The organism is Thalassospira sp. B30-1, from assembly GCF_015767575.1.
Classification (GTDB): domain Bacteria; phylum Pseudomonadota; class Alphaproteobacteria; order Rhodospirillales; family Thalassospiraceae; genus Thalassospira; species Thalassospira xiamenensis.
The window spans coordinates 458,280-476,449 of sequence record NZ_CP065232.1 but is presented as its reverse complement, the minus strand read 5'-3'; the positions used below and the strand labels follow the sequence as shown (position 1 = coordinate 476,449).

19 protein-coding genes are annotated in these 18,170 nt (G+C 55.7%); 12 read left to right on the top strand and 7 right to left on the bottom strand.

Annotated features, from left to right (window positions below):
- Positions 1–20: 20 nt before the first annotated feature.
- Positions 21–458, bottom strand: a complete 438-nt coding sequence (locus IT971_RS02210; protein WP_007088972.1) for an Lrp/AsnC family transcriptional regulator — start codon at positions 456–458, stop codon at positions 21–23.
- 212 nt (positions 459–670) lie between these two features.
- Here IT971_RS02210 and IT971_RS02205 point away from each other — a divergent pair, with 212 nt between their 5' ends.
- Positions 671–925 (top strand): hypothetical protein, encoded by a 255-nt coding sequence (locus IT971_RS02205; RefSeq protein WP_063093102.1) that lies wholly within the window; start codon positions 671–673, stop codon positions 923–925.
- On the opposite strand, the gene maiA is transcribed toward IT971_RS02205, so the two are convergent.
- Genes maiA through hmgA form a run of 3 tightly spaced genes read right to left on the bottom strand, consistent with a single transcriptional unit; the run spans position 922 to position 4,024 of the window.
- Positions 922–1,572, bottom strand: coding sequence for a maleylacetoacetate isomerase (gene maiA, locus IT971_RS02200; RefSeq protein ID WP_063093103.1), 651 nt, complete (start codon positions 1,570–1,572; stop codon positions 922–924). The genes IT971_RS02205 and maiA overlap by 4 nt on opposite strands.
- On the bottom strand, positions 1,569–2,588 hold the full coding sequence (locus tag IT971_RS02195) for a fumarylacetoacetate hydrolase family protein (protein ID WP_063093104.1): 1,020 nt from the start codon (positions 2,586–2,588) through the stop codon (positions 1,569–1,571). Before IT971_RS02195 ends, maiA begins: the two co-directional genes overlap by 4 nt.
- Before the next feature lie 56 nt (positions 2,589–2,644).
- Entirely contained in the window at positions 2,645–4,024 is a 1,380-nt protein-coding gene (gene hmgA / locus IT971_RS02190; RefSeq protein WP_063093105.1) for a homogentisate 1,2-dioxygenase, read from the bottom strand.
- A 79-nt stretch (positions 4,025–4,103) separates the two neighbouring features.
- Between hmgA and IT971_RS02185 the strand changes: the two genes are divergently transcribed.
- A complete protein-coding gene (locus IT971_RS02185; RefSeq protein ID WP_063093106.1) occupies positions 4,104–4,541 on the top strand; it encodes a MarR family winged helix-turn-helix transcriptional regulator in 438 nt (145 codons plus the stop codon).
- On the opposite strand, the gene IT971_RS02180 is transcribed toward IT971_RS02185, so the two are convergent.
- Positions 4,498–5,403, bottom strand: a complete 906-nt coding sequence (locus tag IT971_RS02180; RefSeq protein ID WP_063093107.1) for an IclR family transcriptional regulator — start codon at positions 5,401–5,403, stop codon at positions 4,498–4,500. The two genes, IT971_RS02185 and IT971_RS02180, sit on opposite strands and share 44 nt — an antisense overlap.
- A gap of 207 nt (positions 5,404–5,610) precedes the next feature.
- Here IT971_RS02180 and IT971_RS02175 point away from each other — a divergent pair, with 207 nt between their 5' ends.
- From IT971_RS02175 to IT971_RS02165, 3 genes are read left to right on the top strand one after another with little or no spacing between them, the layout of a single operon-like run.
- Positions 5,611–6,669: a TRAP transporter substrate-binding protein gene (locus tag IT971_RS02175; protein WP_063093108.1), complete on the top strand. Its 1,059-nt coding sequence runs from the start codon at positions 5,611–5,613 to the stop codon at positions 6,667–6,669.
- On the top strand, positions 6,666–7,202 hold the full coding sequence (locus IT971_RS02170) for a TRAP transporter small permease (RefSeq protein ID WP_063093109.1): 537 nt from the start codon (positions 6,666–6,668) through the stop codon (positions 7,200–7,202). The genes IT971_RS02175 and IT971_RS02170 overlap by 4 nt, the downstream gene beginning before the upstream one ends.
- Complete coding sequence (locus IT971_RS02165) at positions 7,202–8,515, top strand: TRAP transporter large permease (RefSeq protein ID WP_063093110.1); 1,314 nt, start codon at positions 7,202–7,204, stop codon at positions 8,513–8,515. Before IT971_RS02170 ends, IT971_RS02165 begins: the two co-directional genes overlap by 1 nt.
- Here the strand turns inward: IT971_RS02165 and IT971_RS02160 are convergent.
- A complete protein-coding gene (locus IT971_RS02160) occupies positions 8,512–8,682 on the bottom strand; it encodes a hypothetical protein (protein WP_156487993.1) in 171 nt (56 codons plus the stop codon). The two genes, IT971_RS02165 and IT971_RS02160, sit on opposite strands and share 4 nt — an antisense overlap.
- 1,062 nt (positions 8,683–9,744) lie before the next feature.
- Positions 9,745–10,857, bottom strand: coding sequence for a 4-hydroxyphenylpyruvate dioxygenase (gene hppD / locus IT971_RS02155; RefSeq protein WP_063095212.1), 1,113 nt, complete (start codon positions 10,855–10,857; stop codon positions 9,745–9,747).
- 142 nt (positions 10,858–10,999) lie between these two features.
- Here hppD and IT971_RS02150 point away from each other — a divergent pair, with 142 nt between their 5' ends.
- From IT971_RS02150 to IT971_RS02120, 7 genes are all read left to right on the top strand, one after another.
- Entirely contained in the window at positions 11,000–11,470 is a 471-nt protein-coding gene (locus IT971_RS02150) for an Lrp/AsnC family transcriptional regulator (RefSeq protein WP_063095214.1), read from the top strand.
- A gap of 96 nt (positions 11,471–11,566) precedes the next feature.
- A complete protein-coding gene (locus tag IT971_RS02145; RefSeq protein WP_007088986.1) occupies positions 11,567–12,028 on the top strand; it encodes a (2Fe-2S)-binding protein in 462 nt (153 codons plus the stop codon).
- A gap of 3 nt (positions 12,029–12,031) precedes the next feature.
- Positions 12,032–14,200 carry a xanthine dehydrogenase family protein molybdopterin-binding subunit gene (locus IT971_RS02140; protein WP_063095216.1) on the top strand — a complete coding sequence of 723 codons (2,169 nt, stop codon included), beginning with the start codon at positions 12,032–12,034 and terminating at the stop codon, positions 14,198–14,200.
- Between the two features lie 73 nt (positions 14,201–14,273).
- On the top strand, positions 14,274–15,269 hold the full coding sequence (locus tag IT971_RS02135; RefSeq protein WP_063095218.1) for an XdhC family protein: 996 nt from the start codon (positions 14,274–14,276) through the stop codon (positions 15,267–15,269).
- On the top strand, positions 15,266–15,859 hold the full coding sequence (locus IT971_RS02130; protein ID WP_063095220.1) for an NTP transferase domain-containing protein: 594 nt from the start codon (positions 15,266–15,268) through the stop codon (positions 15,857–15,859). Before IT971_RS02135 ends, IT971_RS02130 begins: the two co-directional genes overlap by 4 nt.
- Positions 15,860–15,934: 75 nt before the next feature.
- A complete protein-coding gene (locus IT971_RS02125; RefSeq protein ID WP_063095222.1) occupies positions 15,935–16,615 on the top strand; it encodes a response regulator transcription factor in 681 nt (226 codons plus the stop codon).
- A gap of 7 nt (positions 16,616–16,622) precedes the next feature.
- The gene (locus IT971_RS02120; RefSeq protein WP_223304982.1) at positions 16,623–17,924 is read left to right on the top strand and encodes a HAMP domain-containing sensor histidine kinase; all 1,302 of its coding nucleotides are present in this window, start codon (positions 16,623–16,625) and stop codon (positions 17,922–17,924) included.
- The last annotated feature ends 246 nt before the right edge of the window (positions 17,925–18,170 follow it).

The following is an 18,170-nucleotide window of genomic DNA, read 5'->3' as shown; positions in this document are numbered from 1 at the left end:
GGCTTTGATGCCCGCCGTTTTTATTTAAGCGACCCCAGAACCGCGAGGCTTTCATAGCGCTTGATATAGGGCTGATGAAAAACCCGATCCACGAACGCGCTATATTCATCCATATCGGCCACCTGAATGCGCAACACGAAATCATGCGCCCCGGTCACGTGATGGCATTGCACGACTTCGGGCATTTTGCCGAATTCCTCGCGCATCAGCATATAGCGATCCGGCCGATCACGATCCATGGTCAGCAGAACGATGATCATCATCCGTTTGCCAAATACCTTGGGGGACACAATCGCAACGTCGCGCTCGATCACGCCGCTTTCGCGCAAACGCTGCACCCGGCGAAGACACGCCGCCGATGACAATCCCACCTGTGCCGACAATTCATTTCCCGTCAGGCGACTGTTCTGCTGCAACAGTTCCAGCAGGCGATAGTCGAATTTATCAAGTTCGGTCAAAATTCCCCTGCCCCAAACCCATGGTCGTCAATACGCCCGAAACAATGACCGAACCGGGCCGATAAGAAAAATCGTTTTTACGTAAAATTTGCGGAAATTTCGCACGCTTTTGCGATCTTTGCGCACCGAACTCGCACAAGGCAGGCTAATTTTTACCTGTGTTCGAAACCGATCTCGAACTCATTAGCAAAGCAAACTAGCGAGCCAGCATCATGCCAGCACAGATCACGACAAACTCCCTCGTCGCCACCGCCCCCCATGCCGGGCCGACCGCGCACGCGTCGTTCGGCACATTTGTCTGGCGCTGGCTCGTCCTTTCGATCCGCCACATTGCGAAACGTCGCAAAATTGCGCGCGATGCCGCATTGTTGCGCGACTATCCCGATTTCATGCTGCGCGATATCGGACTTGACCGCAGCACTATTGAACAGGCCTGCCAGACCGGCAAACCGGCCAGCAGCAATTAACGCGGACAAAGATCAGGATGGGCGCGTGCAAACGCGTCCATCGCAAGGCACCGCTCGGCAATCTGGTTGACCATCGGAAGGTGGCGTAAATCAACTTCCCACCGACGCGCATTATAAATCTGCGGGATCAAACAGATATCGGCCATCGAAGGCCGATCACCGTGGCAAAAGCTGCCCGTCCCCGGATGGTCCAGAAGCCGTTCAAACGCTTCAAGCCCCGCGCCGATATATTTCCCCATCCATGCCAGCCGCACCTTGGCCGGGTCTTCGCCGTGGGCTTCGGCCTGCTTCATGACAGTGCCGACAACGCCCAGATTACAAACCGGGTGAATATCCATGGCAATCGCATGCGAAAGCGCGCGAACGCGTTGCCGCCCCACCGCGTCCTTCGGCAGGAACCCCGCATTCTTTCGGGTTTCATCAAGATATTCGATGATTGCGAGGGACTGGGTCAGCACCAACCCGTCGACCTCAAGGGCCGGCACCAACCCCTGCGGATTACGCTTGCGGAAATCAGGCGATCTATGCGCCCCCGCCAGAAGGTCAACCGCAACGGTCTGATACGCCATATCCATCAGCGAAAGCGCAATCCGGACCCGATAGCTGGCCGAAGACCGCCAATAATCATACAGGATGACGTCGCTCATGCTTCGTACTTCACAACGCTCTGGTCAATCGCGCCAAAGATCGACTGGCCGCTGGCATCAAGCATCTCGATCCGCACCCGGTCGCCAAACTGCATGAACGGCGTTTCCGGTTTGCCGTTTTCGATGGTTTCGATCATGCGGATTTCGGCAATGCAGGAATATCCCGCCCCGCCCTGTGCCACCGGCTTGCCCGGCCCGCCGTCAAGCTTGTTCGAAACCGTACCCGACCCGATGATGGTGCCCGCACAAAGCGGGCGGGTTTTCGCGGCATGCGCAATCAGTTGGGCAAAATCAAAGGTCATATCGACCCCGGCATTGGCCCGGCCAAACGGCTTGCCATTCAGATCAACGCAAAGCGGCAGGTGAACCTTGCCACCATCCCACGCATCGCCAAGCTCGTCCGGTGTCACCGCCACCGGCGAAAAGGCCGAGGACGGCTTGGACTGGAAGAAACCAAACCCCTTGGCAAGCTCACCGGGGATCAGACCCCGCAACGACACATCGTTAACCAGCATGATCAAACGGATCGCATCGCGCGCCTGATCAATCGATGCGCCCATCGGCACGTCACCCGTGATGACCGCAATCTCGCCTTCCATATCAATGCCCCATGCCGTATCGGCCATGGCGATATCATCACGCGGTCCCAGGAAACTGTCCGAACCGCCCTGATACATAAGCGGATCGGTCCAGAAAGTTTCGGGCATTTCCGCCCCGCGCGCCTTGCGCACCAGTTCGACATGATTGACATAGGCCGACCCATCCGCCCACTGAAACGCACGCGGCAACGGTGAATGCAGCTTGGTTTCATCAAGCGCGAAACGTTTGGCAATCGTCGATCCGGCGGCGATTTCATCGGCAAGTTCTTTCAGGCGCGGCGCAACATCGTCCCAGTTATCAAGCGCTGCCTGCAATGTCGGCGCAATCGCACTGGCATCGACATATTCGCCAAGGTCTTTGGTCACCAGAACAAGCTGGCCGTCACGGGTGCCGTTTTTAAGGGTTGCGAGTTTCATCGGTTTTATGCCTCCGGCATTCCTGTCGTTAAGTCCTGTGATGTTCTTTTTATCGATTAGGGGCGGCCTTCCGGCGTGCCATCAAATTTGCGCTCCAGCCCGTCCCAGCATTCAAGATAATCATCCTGAAGCGTTTCAAGCTCGGCGGCAAATTTGGTCAATTGCTGCGGAAAACGGGTTTCAAACATGAAGGCCATCGTGCCCTCAAGCTTCTGCGGGCCAAGCTCCCCGTTTGATGCCTTTTCAAACCCGAACGTATCGGGCCCATGGGCCAGCATCATGTTATGCAGGCTCATGCCACCGGGAACGAACCCCTTTTCCTTGGCATCATATTGCCCGCAAATCAGCCCCATGAATTCCGACATGATATTGCGATGATACCATGGCGGGCGGAAGGTATGTTCCGCCACCATCCAGCGCGGCGGGAAGATGACAAAATCGATATTCGCCGTTCCTGCCTCGCCCGATGGCGCGGTCAAAACGGTAAAGATCGACGGATCAGGATGATCAAACAGGATCGCGCCGACCGGCGAAAACGTCCGAAGATCATATTTGAACGGCGTGTAATTGCCATGCCACGCCACCACATCCAGCGGCGAATGCCCGATCCCGGTTTCATGAAACTGCCCGCACCATTTGATCAGGATACGACACGGCGTTTCCTTATCCTCATAGGCCGCCACGGGTGTTTTGAAATCACGCGGATTGGCAAGGCAGTTCGCCCCAATCGGCCCGCGTTCCGGCAGGGTGAATTTCGCACCATAGTTTTCACAGACATAACCGCGCGCCCCGCCATCAATCCCCGGCGTCAGGATCGCCACCTTGAACATCATACCGCGCGGGATCAGCGCGATTTCAAGCGGCGCAACATCCATGATGCCAAGTTCGGTAAAGATGCGAAGCGTGCCGCTTTCGGGCACCACCAGCAATTCGCCATCCGCATTGAAAAAATAATCATCCACCATATCGGTGTTGCACACATAAACGTGGCTTGCCATGCCGGTCTGGGTCATGGCGTCCCCGGCCGTGGTCACCGTGCGCATGCCGGAAATGAAATCGGTGGGTTTGCTTGGCATCGGCACCGGGTCCCAGCGCAACTGACCAAGCGCAAGGCTATGGTCATTCACACACGGGGCGGTTTTCCATTCCGGCAGGGCAAAGGATTTGAACCGCCCGTTATGGCGCACGCTGGGCCGCATCCGATACAGCCACGACCGTTCATTGGTGCCGCGCGGCGCGGTAAAGGGCGACCCCGAAAGCTGTTCGGCATAAAGGCCATAGGCGCATTTTTGCGGGCTGTTCTGCCCCTGCGGCAAGGCACCGGGCAGACTTTCGGTTTCGAAATCATTGCCAAAACCGGGCATGTAACGCAGATCGTTCGCAACGCCGTTTTCAGCACTTCCGGCGGTTCCATTGGTAACGTTGTGATCCGTCATTGCCTTTTTCCTACCAATCTTCGATATAGTTACATCCGTAACTGTAATTTTTGTAACTATCAAACAGCCTTTTGAAGCCATGAAATCCGAGAAATCCGAATTCGATCTGCACCGCTTTCTGCCGTTCCTGATGCACCACGCCAGCGAAAAGGTCAGTCTTGGCTTCCGCGATATCTATCGCGACCGATACCGGATGACGCGATCCGAATGGCGGGTTCTGGCAACCCTTGGGCAATATGGCGCGCTTACCGCGACCGAAATCGTCACCCATACGGGCCTTCACAAAACCAAGGTATCCCGTGCCGTTTTTTCCATCGAACAACGCCGCTGGCTCCGACGCGTCCAGAACGAAAATGATCGTCGCGTTCATCGCCTTGAACTGACCTCGCAGGGCCAATCGGCCTTTCAGTCGCTGTGCGAGGCGGGCGTGGCCTATGACAAAAAGGTCCGCGATTTTCTGGGCGATGCGGATTTCAAACGCCTTTCCGACCTCCTGACAAAGCTGAATGATCTTTGATAATTGCTGTTTGAATGTCCTCGGCCTCATCGCGCGGCTTCCCGCCCCAGCTTTGGGTGAAATCGGCAATCGCGCGCAAAAACACGTCAAAGGCCGGTTGTCCCGGCTGGAAATAATTGGCCTTCGGGTTCATCAGGGTCACGCAACAGGCCACCGCCCCGTCCAGATTATAGACCGGCGCACTGATCGCCGATAAACCCGGCACGATATCGCCCTCGATCACCGCCGCACCGCGTTCGCGTGTTTCGACAATCAGCCGATCCACCGTCGCATCATCCCAATGCAGGATATCCTGCTCGGCGCGAATGACATGCTCAATCGCCCCACGTGGCATGGTCGATAAAAACGCCTGCCCGGTGGCGGATCGCAATAACGGCATCACCGTGCCAAGCCCCATGGTCGATATGATCGGCGGCCCGCCATGCTCGGTCCGGATCAGGACCGGCCCCCGTTCGCCCCAGATCGCCAGATGCCCGGACGACCGCAAATCAATCGCCAGATTGCGCAAAAGCCGCCCAGCCCGCATGACCACGTCATTGCGTTCAATCGCCGAAATCCCCATCCGCAACGCCATCGGCCCAAGTCCGTAAAGCCCGGTCAGATCATCCTGCCAGGCAAGACCGATCCGAACCAGGCTGGCCAGATAGCGATGAACCTTGGCCGGTGGCATATCCACCGCCGCGGCCAGATCCTTTAACGGCACCGGGAATTTGAAATCGCACAATGCGGCAATGATCACGCCGCTGACCTCGACCGACTGAATGCCCTTGCGCGTATCCGCAGCATCAACAGCATCAACCGCGTCCGAAATATCGATGTCGCTATCGGCAACCGGGATGTTTTTCGATGGGGCTTTGGTCAAAATTTACCTGCATAAATTTCATATTGCGTAATTGATTATATATATCATAATTCCAATTCAAAGAAAAAACAGCATTCCATACAGACCACAACAGATCAGATACCGATGATCAGGACGCGGAAAACCCATCAGCAACCGATGCGCCCTTGGCACCCGCCCGATCAAAAGCCCGACCAAACACACGATCAAAAAAACAGGGAGAGGAACATGAAACCGATGAAACTTCGCAACACATTGCTGGGGCTTCTGGCCGGGGCAACGATCCTTGCCAGCGCGGGCATGGCCCATGCCGCCGACATCACGCTAAAGGTCAGCCACTATCTGCCGCCAAGCCACGGCTTCCAGAAAGACTTCCTCGAAAGCTGGGGCAAGGAACTGTCGGAAAAAACCAACGGCAAGGTCGACGTCAAAATCTATGACGCGACATCCGCCTTTGGCAAAGTCGACCGTCAGGCCGATCAGGTCCGCGCAGGTGTGATGGATATGGCCGTCGGCCTGAACGGCATTCCGCGTGACCGCTATCCGGCGGCCTCGATCATTGAACTGCCATTTCTGGTGAAATATGCCGATTCCGGGTCTGAAACCCTTTGGACGCTTTACAAGGAAGGCCTGCTTGGCACCGATTATAATGATTTCAAGGTGCTCGGCCTGTTCACCCACCCGGGCGGCCTGATCCACACCCTTGATAACCCGGTTCGCACCCTTGACGATCTCAAGGGCCTGCGCCTCAGAACGCCAAGCCCGGCGATTTCGGCCATGCTGGAATCCTTTGGCGCATCCCCGGTCGGCCTGCCGCCAGCAGCGATCTACGAAAACCTGCAAAAGGGCAATATCGAAGGTCTGGTTGCCACCTGGGATCTGGTCAACGCGGTCAAGGCCAACGAACTTCTGAAATATCACACCGATGCCGCGGCCTATACCGCCGGGTTCTATTTCGTGATGAACCAGAAAAAATATGACAGCCTGCCCGATGATGTCCGTGCCGCGATTGACGAAATTTCGGGCGATGTCCTTGTCGGCAAATTTGGTGACTGGTGGAACAAATGGGAAGCCGTCGGCAAGGCCGATGCGGAAAAACACGGCAATGAAATCATCACGATTGATGACGCCACCCGCGCCAAATGGCAGGAAGCATCCCAGCCGATGATCAAGGAATATCTGGCCGGGCTGAAGGAAAAGGGCGTCTCCGACCCCGACGCCATCTATCAGCGCGCGCAAGCTCTGATCGCGGAATTTGACGCCAAATATCACGCTGGCGACAAATGACCGAACGGGCTGAAAAATCCGGTGGATCGCGGCTTTATGCCGCGGTTCACCAAATGGATCACTTGATGAACCGGCTGACCGATATGCTGGCCTTTGTCGGCATGGCGGCCTTGATCGGGGCGATTGCCATTGTGGTTGTCGATATCATCTGGCGGCGCATTGGCGGGCAATCGCTGGTCGGGGCAGTCGACCTGACCCAGTTCTGCGTCATGGCCGCCGCCTCATGGGCCATCCCCTATGCCTTTAGCGCCCATGCCCATGTCACCGTCGATCTGATCGGCAAGAACCGCCTTCGCATCCTGTTTAAAACCATTGATCGATTGATCCCGCTTTTATGCGCCGGGCTGATGGCCTTCCTGCTTTATCTGTCATGGGGCCGCGCGATGGAACAATGGACCTATGGCGATGTATCGCAAAATCTTGCGATCCCGATGATCCTGTTCTGGGCCTTCCTTCTGACCGGCATGGCGATCTCGACACTGGTATGTCTTGTGCAATTTCTAAAACTGCTTTTAACGGACGAGAAGAACTGATGGCGACGGAATGGGCGGGATTGATCGGGTTTGTGGCCGCACTCGCACTGGCCCTTTTGCGGGTGCCGGTCGCGGTCGCAATGGCGGTTGTCGGCATCATCGGCACCCTGCTTCTGACCGACTGGATGTCGGCAAGCTACGTCATGGCAAGCCTCCCGTTCGAGGCGATATTCCCCTATGGCCTTTCGGTGGTGCCGCTCTTCATTTTCATGGGCGTGTTTGCCTCCCATTCCGGGCTATCAAACAATCTGTTTCGCGGCATCACCGCATTTTCCGGCCATCGTCCGGGCGGCCTGGCCGCGTCCAGCATCGGGGCCAGCGCGGTATTTGGCGCAATTTGCGGATCGTCCCTTGCGACCTGTGCGACCATGGGCCGCGTCGCCCTTCCTGAAATGCGCGAACGCGGCTATGCCAAAAGCCTCGCCGGGGCATCGATTGCCGCAGGCGGCACGCTTGGCGTTCTGATCCCGCCATCGATCCTGCTGGTGATTTACGCGCTGATGACCGAACAATCCATCGGTGCGCTGTTTGCCGGTGCGATGATCCCGGGCCTTCTGGCGACAGTACTTTACATCGTCTCCATCCGCATTCAGGTCATGCGAAATCCTTCCCTCGCCCCGGTCAGTGACTATGTCCCCTGGCCCCAGCGCTGGGGCGCCTTGCTGCGCATGTGGGATGCCATCGTCTTGATCGTTCTGGTGATCGGTGGCATTTATGCCGGCCTGTTTTCCCCCACAGAAGCCGCGGCGGTTGGTGCCGGTGGCGCCCTGCTGTTCGCGTTCCTGCGCAAACGCCTGAACTGGTCAGTTTTGCGCACCGGCATTCGCGAAACCGCTGGCATGACCGGGATGATTTTCCTGATCCTGATCGGCGCGGCGCTGTTCAACTTCTTCATCGAAACCAGCGGCCTGACCCAAACCCTCGTCGACTGGATCACCACCCAAGGCTATTCACCGCTTGTCGTGCTGATCGCGCTTCTGGTGTTCTATGTCGTGCTCGGCTGCTTCATGGACAGCCTTTCCATGATCCTCCTCACCGTGGTCCCGGCATATGGCGTGATTACCGGGGTTGGTTATGATCCGATCTGGTTCGGGGTTGTTCTGGTATCGGTCGTTGAAATCGGCCTGATCACGCCGCCGATTGGCATGAACCTGTTCATCATTCAGGGCGTGTCATCGGACATGACAATCACCACCCTGTCACGCGGCATCCTGCCCTTCCTCGCCGCCGATTTCATCCGCGTGATCCTGATGGTCGCCATCCCCGGTCTGGTCCTCTGGCTGCCGCATCTTCTGGGTTTTGGCGCCTACTAGCGATCAGGCCCCGGTGTAACCGTTTTCGACCCATGCCGGAAACCCGCCCCAACCCCGGACAAGGGCAACAGCATCATCGATGGCAGGACACACACCCCGCCATCGATGATCAGCCTTTCGGCATGTCCGAACGCTCCATCGGCCCAATCACCAACAACGCCAGGCAACGACGATCCCGCCCCCATCCAACCTCAGACCGCTGACAAAGCATTCCCAACCTGATCGTCATTCCCGCGAAGGCGGGAATCCAGTCTCTTTCAATCGGGCACGGATTCCGGGTCTGCGCTCCACTGCGCCCGGAATGACGATTTGATCAGCCACCAAACCAATCCAGCCACCCCGCAGCCCCCGGAATCGCCAAACGCCACCGACCGGGTGGGCCAGACGAAAGCGAACAGGACGAGACGGGGATGAACTCAACCAGGCAGCACCAAACCGGCCTCCCCCAGTCCCCGCTGCCCCAAACAAACACCTCTGGCTTTCGATGAACACCGAAAACGCACCTCCCCCCAAAGGGCAACCGCGTTGTCGCATGGCTGGCACAAATCCCACCATCGATGACCAACCTTTCGGCACCTCCGAACGCACCATCGGCCCGCTGGCAACCGATCCTGCCTGCCACCCCGGCACCCCAGCACCCCGGCCAGTCGATCCCGTGCCGATCCAATCCGGGCGCAATTCGGGCCCGCTGATTCTCGGCATTGTCACGCTTCACTGACCGGACTGGCCCCGAACTGGGCCCGGACTGCACTGAGCTGGACCTAACCAGCTTCACCTCGCCCCGGCTATCCCAGCCCCGAACAAACGCCCTTGCCCCAAGGACACATTTCTCCCGTCATGATAAACACCCGTTTTTCGCAAATTTCGCGTGGCCTTACGGCACGAACACACCACCGCCGTAATGGCTTTTCCATGCGCCAGTGATGCTCCTTTGGCGACGCCGTCCCCGCCATGTCATCCCGTCAGATCGCTGTCCCATCATCCCATTCCTGTTTTTGCCGCCCGAAACGCAAAAAACCCGCAAAAGCGAATCACGCTTTGCGGGTTTTGTCTCCGGACCCATTTGTCCTGTTGACTTTATCTTTATGCCACAACATAAAGAACAAATCAAGAACTTTTTCTAAAAACCCCGGAAAAAGTTCCCGGGAAAAGCTCAATGCGACGATAAATTTATATTTTTCAATAGTTTGGGCAGGCGTACTGTAATCCGCCTGCCCCGCTCCGCCACCCTATTCCGCCGCATCGACTTTCAGAACGCCGCGACGGATCTGGTCTTCTTCGATGCTTTCAAACAGGGCACGGAAATTCCCCTCGCCAAAGCCTTCATCGCCTTTGCGCTGGATGAATTCAAAGAAGATCGGGCCGATCACGGTTTTCGAGAAAATCTGCAACAGGATTTTGGTCATGCCACCATCCACAACACCCTCGCCATCGATCAGGATGCCGTGTTTTTTCATGCGCTCAATCGGCTCGTCATGGCCCTGCACGCGATCATGGGATTGTTCGTAATAGGTATCGGGCGGACCGGGCATGAATTTAAGGTCATTGGCCGCAAGCCTGTCGGTGGCGTCATAAATGCCATCCGTCCCGACCGCGATATGCTGAATACCTTCGCCGTTGTATTTTTTGAGGTATTCTTCGATCTGGCTTTTGTCATCGGTTGATTCGTTTAGCGGAATACGGATTTTGCCGCACGGCGATGTAATCGCGCGGCTGACCAGACCGGTGATTTTACCCGCAATATCAAAGAAGTGGATCTGTTTGAAATTGAAAAGCTCCCGATAGAAATCCCACCATTTATCCATATTGCCGCGATAGACATTATGCGTCAGATGGTCGAGATAATAGAAACCGACCCCTTCGGGTTTCGGGTCACGTTCGCCAAGCCAGTCAAATTCCGCGTCATAGGCCGAACCGGTTTCACCATACGCATCGATGAAATACAAAATCGATCCGCCAATGCCGACAATCGCCGGGACATCAAGGGTTTTGTCGTCGCCCGTATACGGCTCCGCCCCCTTGGAAACCGCGTGATCAAAGGCATGCTTGGCATCCACCACCCGCCAAGCCATCGACGGCGCACAGGGGCCATGCTTTTCAACAAACTTCATACCATGCGAACCGGGCTCGGCATTCAGGATGTAGTTGATGTCACCCTGACGCCAGACGGTGATGTTTTTTGATTTGTGCTTGGCAACCGGCGTATAGCCCATGCGCGCAAACAGGGTTTCAAGCTTTTCAGCCTCTTCATGGGCAAATTCGACAAACTCAAAGCCATCGGTTCCGGCCGGGTTATCGGCCGTGATTGTTGCGCGGGGGGCATCATGTGGAAACGGTCCCATCGAAGGCTCCTTGATCTGGAATTGGAATGGTTCTTGTTATGGACCCATCTTGCGCCAGATCGCCCGCAATGTGCGTGCATTCCCGGTTGATTTTCGCCATTTCATACACATATCATGCATCAATCATCGAAATGGTGCATGAATGACGCAACTTGATAAACTTGATCTGAAACTGCTTGCCGAATTGCAGCGCGACGGACGCCTGACCAACAATGATCTGTCAGAACGGATCGCCCTATCGCCATCGCAATGTTCGCGCCGCCGCGCCCGGCTTGAGGCCGAAGGTTTCATTCGCGGATACCGCGCCGATATTGACCGGCAAAAAATGGGTCTTGGCCTGATGGTGGTGATTTCCGTAACCCTGGCCACCCATAATCGCGACAATGCCAAACGGTTTGCCGAATTGCTCGCAGACCTTCCCGAAGTACTGGAAGCCTATTCCCTGACCGGGGAAATGGATTATCACCTGAAGGTCGTAACCAAAGACCTTGCCGCCCTTTCGCATTTCGTAAACGAGGTTTTGCTGCCGCACGATTCCGTGCAGCATGTCAAAACCTCGATTGTGCTAAACGTGCTCAAGGACTTTGAGGGACTGGCCGTCAATCCGCAATAAGCCCGATGGCAGGCCGCTCCTCAGGGGCGTTTACCCATCGGTTACCCCAACTCATCCGAAGATAAATCACAGTTTATCGAGAGAGATGAGGCGGCCATGCAGTATCAGCTGAAAATAAACGGAGAATCCCGCACCGTCGAAGCAGAACCCGGCACCCCGCTATTATGGGTTCTGCGTGACGGACTGGAACTTACCGGCACCAAATTCGGATGTGGCGTTGCCTATTGCGGCGCGTGCACCGTTCATATCGATGGGTACCCGACCCGTTCCTGCCAGACTTTCATTGAAGACGCTGTCGACAGCGAAATCACCACCATCGAAGGCGCAACCGATAAAATCGCCCAAGCCGTTCAGGCCGCATGGCAGGAAAAGGACGTTGTGCAATGTGGCTGGTGCCAATCCGGCCAGATCATGTCGGCCATCGGCCTTCTGACTGAAAACCCGAAACCGACCGACGACGAAATCAAGGAATACATGTACGGCAATGCGTGTCGTTGTGTGACCTATGTTCGGATCAACGAAGCCATCAAACTGGCGTCTGAAAAGCTGGAGGCATAAGTCATGACAATCAATGTATCACGTCGCGGCTTCATGATCGGATCAGCCGCCGGTACCGCTGCCCTACTGGTCGGCGTCAATGCCAAAGGTGCTCTTGCCTCGGGCGGCAGTGTGGCTGCGGCAACCGACCTTAACCCGTTTGTCAAAATCGATGCGGACGGCACCGTCACCGTCATTATCAAACATTTCGAAATGGGCCAGGGCACGACAACCGGCCTGACCACTCTGGTGGCCGACGAACTCGACGCTGACTGGGACACGGTTCAGACGGCATTCGCCCCTGCCGATAATGAACGTTATGCCAATTTGTTCTTCCATGCGCAGGGAACCGGTGGCTCAACATCCATCGCCAATTCCTTCATGCAATACCGCGAAGCTGGTGCTGCTGCGCGCGATCTTATGGTCCGTGCGGCTGCTCAAAGCTGGGGTGTCGATGCCAGCAGCATCACCGTTGACAACGGCGTGCTGAAATCCGGTGGCAATTCCGGCCATTTCGGGGAATTTGTTGCGATTGCATCAACCCTTGAAGCACTTGAAAAGCCAACCATCAAAACCCCGGATCAGTTCAAACTGATCGGCAGCGAAAAACTCCACCGCAAGGACAATTCCGGCAAAATCAACGGTACGGCAATGTTTGCCATGGATGTCAATCTGCCGGGCATGATCTATGCCGCGATCATGCGCAGTCCAAAATTCGGCGGCACCGTCGTTTCGTTTGATGACAGCGGTGCCAAAGACGTTGCAGGTTTTATTGCCGCACAGGTTCTGCCAAACAAGGCGGGGGTTGTGGCCTTTGGCAAAAACACCTGGTCGGCCTTTCAGGCACGCGATGCCCTGTCTGTCGAATGGGATTTCAGCCAGGCCGAAACACGCAGCACGGATGCCATGATTGCCGATCACAAGGCACTGCTTGATGCGCCGCAGTTTGACGCCAATCATGAAGTACCGCTGGCATCCGTTGAACCGCTTCTGGCCAATGCCGCCAAAACCATTGACGCAGAATTCACCTTCCCGTTCCTGGCTCACGCCCCGCTGGAACCGGAAAACTGCATCATCGAGCCGACCGAAAATGGCGTTCGCGTCCATGATGGCTGCCAGTTCCCGACCCTGACCCGGCCGATGGTCGCAGCCGCCCTTGGGCTGGAACCGTCACAGGTCGAGATCAGAACGCTTTATGCCGGTGGTTCGTTCGGTCGTCGTGCCAACGGCGCCTCCGACTATAATGTCGAAGCCGCCATGGCCTTTGCCGTTTCAGGCCGCAAAGTTCCGGTCAAACTGGTCTGGAGCCGCGAAGACGATATTCGCGGTGGCTATTACCGCCCGATGGCGGCACACCGGGCAAAAATCGGTCTGGATAGCGATGGCAAGATTGTTGGCTGGGATCACCGGCTGGCCGTCAAATCCATCATGAAGGGCGGCCCGATGGAAGGCATGGTACAAGATGGCATTGATCCGACCTCGGTCGAAGGTGTCACCGAAAGTCTTTATACCATCCCTAATCATGGCATCGGATTAAGCGATTTCCAGACCCCGACCCCCATATTGTGGTGGCGTTCGGTGGGACATACCCACACCGGATATGTCATGGAAACACTGATGGATATGCTTGCCACCGAAACCGGGCAGGATCCGATCGAAATGCGCCTTGCGATGCTTGACCCGGCCGGGGCCAATCAGGCCCGCATGATCGAGGCCATCAAGCTTGTCCGCGAAATATCCGGATGGGAAAAGGGCGACAAACGCGGTTTTGCCGCACATATTTCGTTCAATACCTGCGTTGCGGTTGTTGCTGACGTCACGGTCGAAGACACCAGTGTGCATGTGAACAAACTGTTCATGGCGGTTGAATGCGGGGTAGCTGTTAACCCCGATGTCATCCGGGCACAGATGGAAGGTGGTGCGGGCTATGCATTATGTGCTGCCTTCCGCAACGAAATCACCCTGACCGATGGTGAAGTCGACCAGTCCAACTTCCCGGACTATGAACTGCTTCGAAATGCCGAAATGCCTGCTATCGAAGTGGCGATTGTTCAATCGAACAATGCCCCTACGGGCGTTGGTGAACCGGGCGTCCCCCCGACCGCCCCGGCCGTTGCCAACGCCATTTTTGCCAAAACCGGAAAACGGATCACGGATCTTCCGATGACCAAAGCCGGTTTCGACTTCGTGTAAGGCATGCTGCCCGGGGGATCACTTTCGGGTCCCCCACCCATTCCCCGGGCAGTCCCTTTTGCGGGAGCAGATCATGAGTAACCAGTTATCGGCCATGCTACGCGCCTGGCAGGAAGGCAAAACAGATACCGAATGGGTTCTGGGTACGGTTTATCGCACCGAGGGTTCGGCCTATCGCAAGGCCGGGGCAATGATGCTGATCAACGGGCACGGGCAACAATTCGGGCTGCTTAGCGGCGGCTGCCTTGAAGCCGACATCATCCGCAATGCCCGACGTGCCATGATAACCGGCAAAACAGTCATGCTGGTTTATGACGGCAATGACGAAGACGATCTGTCCTTCCGGCTTGGTGTCGGCTGCGGCGGTAAGGTATTTATCATGCTGCAACCGCTTGACCCCGCAAACGACCTTGGGCTTTCCGACCTTTGCGATGCTTTGGCAGTGCGCCAAAGCGGTCTGTATTTCCAGAAAATCGGCGACACGCGCGGATATTTCAAACGCACCGACCACACCGGTCAGCGCTCCGCCTATGTCGAGGACCGCATTGATGGTGACTGGCTTGTCACCCCGATTGTACCCGAACCGCATATCCTGATCGTCGGTGGCGGACTGGATGCCCGGCCTGTGGTTTCCATCGCGCATGAAATGGGTTGGGAAACCACATTGGTTGATCCGCGCCCCGCAAATGCCCGCCCGGAACATTTCGCCAAGGCAGACGCGATCCTGCGTCAGATAGACGCGACCCTTGCTGATTATGTTGCGCAACATCGTGTTGATGCCGCAATCCTGATGTCACACAGCATTGATATCGATGCCAAGGCGCTTCAAATTCTGAAATCCAGCCAGCTGCGTCATGTTTCCATGCTGGGTCCACGCCATCGTTTCGCCGACGTTCTTGAACGTGCGGACCTTGCCGAACCTGCCCTTCCCTTCCCGGTGGCAAGCCCGGCCGGGATTGATATCGGCGGACAACTGCCCGAAAGCATAGCACTTTCGATGTTATCGGGCATTCACGCGGCACTTTACAAACATTGCGCCGCCCCAGCACTGGCACAGGCGGCAGAATGATGAAAATTGCCGCTCTTATCCTTGCTGCGGGTGAAAGCACGCGATTTGGCGGACGCAAACAGCTTGCCGATATTGATGGCAAGCCGATGCTTGAACACGCAATTGATCAGCTTCGCCCGATCTTCGAAGATAACCTTTATGTCGTGCTCGGTGCCTTTCGTGACGAAATCCTCTCGGTGATCGGTAATCGCGCAAAAACCATCGCCAACGATAACTGGCAATCCGGCATGGGATCGTCGATTGCAGCCGGGATTGCCGGAATTTGTGCGGCTGGTAAGTATGACGGTGTTCTGATCGCCCTTGGTGATCAGGTCGGCTTGACCGGCAGCGACTATCAGAAACTTCTCAATGCCTTTGACGGAAGCCACATCATTGCGTCGCGCTACAAGGATATGAACGGCGTTCCTGCACTGTTTCCGGCCGCCTATTTTCCGGAACTTTCCATGATGGGTGGCGCGCGCGGTGCACAACAGGTGCTTAACAACAGCAGTTACAATATCAGTGCGATTGCAATCCCGAATGCAGAATTCGATATCGATACCCCGGAAGATCTGAAACTGTTTTCCAGCCAGCTTTTCGAAGCAAGCTGACCTGCAACCGATTTTAAGGCAATCTGGATATCTTCAGCATCTGGCGAAAAACGCCGCAACCGGAACCGCGCATTTATGAAATCAACCGCCAACATCATGGTCCTTCTGGTCGAGGACAACATGGATATTGCCGGAACAATCAGCGACTACCTGACGATTGAAGGCATCGAATGCGATCATGCCTTTGACGGTGAAACGGGTTTTCAGCGCGCACTTACCGGCGAATATGATGTGATATTACTTGATATCATGCTGCCGTTTCGCGATGGCATCAGCATCTGCAACGCATTGCGCAACGAAGGGATCGACACCCCGGTTCTGATGCTGACGGCGCGCGATACACTTGCCGACAAGCTTGAAGGTTTCGGTGCCGGGGCCGATGACTATCTGGTCAAACCCTTTGCGCTTGAAGAACTGCTGATGCGCACAAGGGTTCTGTCGCGCCGCCGCAGTGGTGAAATCCGGCGGTTTTCACTTGGCGATCTGATTGTTGATTTTGAAAACAGGCATGTCGCACGGTCCGGGCAGGCAATCAGTCTTTCGCCAACAAGCTGGACCATTCTGGAAGTTCTCGCGCAAAACAGCCCGCATGTTGTGACACGATCACGACTGTCGATGGCGCTGTGGCAGGGAGACCCGCCAGATACCAATGCGCTCAAGACACATCTTTACAAATTGCGGATGCGCATCGACAAACCATTCAATCAAAACCTGATCCATACAATTGCCGGCCAGGGCGTGGCCCTTCGCGAGTAAAAAAGACATGCATTCCTGCGCACCGATCCAGAAAACATTTTCCCGCTTTGTGCGGAATTACGTTTTGCTGGCACTTGTCATTACGCTGGTGATCTATACCGGTGTGGTTAATTTCTACATGCTGTATGGCAAGTGGATGGTTGCGAGTTTCCAGTTGCAAACCATCGCGGAACAATATGATGAAATGCGCGCCAAAGACCCAACGACACCGCTTCCCAACGGCTTTAACATCCAGACCTTCACGGATTATGACGCTTTGCCGAAACTGCTGCGCGACAGCTACAAGCCCAACGATATCGACCCGGGCGAGCTTTACTATCTGAACACCGATAAATATGCCGCGCAAAAAGACCCCGACAACCCGGTCTTTCTGGTGTTTCCCCATATTCTTGCCAACGGCACGCAAATCCTGCTGCTGCAGACCTATCACGCGGGTGATGAGGACAGCGTCTATTTTTCGCGATTGCACAAACTGGCTCTTCTTTCCATCCCGTTTGCGCTTGGTGTTGTTGCGATATTTGCCTATGTGCTTTGGCTGATCGGCAAACGTATGACGCAGCCATCGGAAAACCTGCAAAGCTGGGCTAAAACCCTGTCGACGGAAAATCTCGATCAACCGGTCCCCGATTTCGGCTTTACCGAACTCAATGACGTCGCCAAGGAACTGCATCAGTCATTGGTAAGGGTCGATAAGTTCGTGACACGTGAACGCGAATTCCTGCGTCAGGCCAGCCATGAATTGCGAACCCCGGTAACGATTGTCAGCGGCAATGTCGAATTGCTCGATAAAACACCGTTAAACGAAATTCAGGTCCGGCTGGCCGCGCGCATCAAACGCGCCAACCGCAACATGCAGCAATTGATTGAAACCCTGCTTTGGCTGGGACGCGAAGCAACGCCAAACGGTATTCGGGAAAAGATCGACTATCCGGCTTTCGTGCGCGAAGCCATCGTCGATCTTGCCTATCTGACAGACGGCAAGAACCTGACATGTGAATTCAGTGCCGACGATCAAAGCGGCGAGATCATTGCATCGCCTGCCGCCCTGATGATTGTCGTATCCAACCTGATCCGCAATGCGTTCGAACACACCCCCAAGGGGCAGGTGACTGTCCGGCTTGAAGCCAACAGACTGATTGTCGAAAACAACCTGATGACCTGTGCCGGCGATTATGTCCGCGATCAGGGCGAAGGCATCGGCCTGCATCTGGTGCGCCGGATTTGCGAACGCTGCAACTGGCATTGCGATACAACCTTCCTTGCCGCGGGCGGTATGCGCGCAATCTTCACAGTCAGCAACCACACCTGAGGCCCCACGGCACGCCAGGACCCGGTATGGAAAAAGAAATGCCGTTATAGAGCAGCTATTTCCTGAACAACTTCAAAATCGACGAACAACAAGTCCGCGCAGAACGCGGCGGACAGGATATTGTATAAATTTACCCTCGACTCTTCAAAAAGAGTCCGGTAGCGTATGATTAATCGATTAACCAGCTAATCAATGATGCCAGATCACATCTTTTGGATGTTTGACGGGGGTATTAAGTGGCTTCAC

Coding starts and splice junctions, on each gene's coding strand:
- IT971_RS02205 (WP_063093102.1), top strand. CDS start 671: ATGCCAGCACAGATCACGACAAACTCCCTCGTCGCCACCGCCCCCCAT.
- maiA (WP_063093103.1), bottom strand. CDS start 1,572: ATGAGCGACGTCATCCTGTATGATTATTGGCGGTCTTCGGCCAGCTAT.
- IT971_RS02195 (WP_063093104.1), bottom strand. CDS start 2,588: ATGAAACTCGCAACCCTTAAAAACGGCACCCGTGACGGCCAGCTTGTT.
- hmgA (WP_063093105.1), bottom strand. CDS start 4,024: ATGACGGATCACAACGTTACCAATGGAACCGCCGGAAGTGCTGAAAAC.
- IT971_RS02185 (WP_063093106.1), top strand. CDS start 4,104: ATGAAATCCGAGAAATCCGAATTCGATCTGCACCGCTTTCTGCCGTTC.
- IT971_RS02175 (WP_063093108.1), top strand. CDS start 5,611: ATGAAACCGATGAAACTTCGCAACACATTGCTGGGGCTTCTGGCCGGG.
- IT971_RS02170 (WP_063093109.1), top strand. CDS start 6,666: ATGACCGAACGGGCTGAAAAATCCGGTGGATCGCGGCTTTATGCCGCG.
- IT971_RS02165 (WP_063093110.1), top strand. CDS start 7,202: ATGGCGACGGAATGGGCGGGATTGATCGGGTTTGTGGCCGCACTCGCA.
- hppD (WP_063095212.1), bottom strand. CDS start 10,857: ATGGGACCGTTTCCACATGATGCCCCCCGCGCAACAATCACGGCCGAT.
- IT971_RS02150 (WP_063095214.1), top strand. CDS start 11,000: ATGACGCAACTTGATAAACTTGATCTGAAACTGCTTGCCGAATTGCAG.
- IT971_RS02145 (WP_007088986.1), top strand. CDS start 11,567: ATGCAGTATCAGCTGAAAATAAACGGAGAATCCCGCACCGTCGAAGCA.
- IT971_RS02140 (WP_063095216.1), top strand. CDS start 12,032: ATGACAATCAATGTATCACGTCGCGGCTTCATGATCGGATCAGCCGCC.
- IT971_RS02135 (WP_063095218.1), top strand. CDS start 14,274: ATGAGTAACCAGTTATCGGCCATGCTACGCGCCTGGCAGGAAGGCAAA.
- IT971_RS02130 (WP_063095220.1), top strand. CDS start 15,266: ATGATGAAAATTGCCGCTCTTATCCTTGCTGCGGGTGAAAGCACGCGA.
- IT971_RS02125 (WP_063095222.1), top strand. CDS start 15,935: ATGAAATCAACCGCCAACATCATGGTCCTTCTGGTCGAGGACAACATG.
- IT971_RS02120 (WP_223304982.1), top strand. CDS start 16,623: ATGCATTCCTGCGCACCGATCCAGAAAACATTTTCCCGCTTTGTGCGG.